The organism is Pseudomonas sp. PDM28 (assembly GCF_019219115.1).
In the GTDB taxonomy this organism is placed as follows: Bacteria; Pseudomonadota; Gammaproteobacteria; order Pseudomonadales; family Pseudomonadaceae; genus Aquipseudomonas; species Aquipseudomonas laurylsulfatiphila.
The window spans coordinates 1-278 of record NZ_JAHUWG010000039.1; the positions used below are offsets into that span (position 1 = coordinate 1).

Sequence of the window (278 nt, forward strand, 5' to 3'; positions counted from 1 at the left end):
CCGTCGAAGCATTGCTGTCGTTCACGCCTTGTGGCAAGTCGTCGACGATGTTGACGTCCAGTGAACCGGTCGCCGTGGTGCCGTTGTCATCGACCAGAGTCACGGCGAACTGCTCAGGCAGGGTGTTGGCGCCGTTGGCCGTCGGATGCGCTTCGTTGTCGTTGAGGGTGTAGCTGTAGCTCACCACGCCGGTCGCGGCGTTGAAGCCGGTGATGGTCAGCGTGCTGCCCAGTGGTGTGGTGATCGATTGCGGGAAGCCCGCGGCTACGCCTCCCGTG

General features: G+C 63.7%; 1 protein-coding gene. It reads right to left on the bottom strand.

Translation table 11 applies throughout. The annotated features are described in order from the left end of the window. Positions 1-278 (bottom strand): hypothetical protein (locus KW841_RS29480; RefSeq protein WP_218480753.1); only part of this gene is annotated, 278 nt, incomplete at both ends.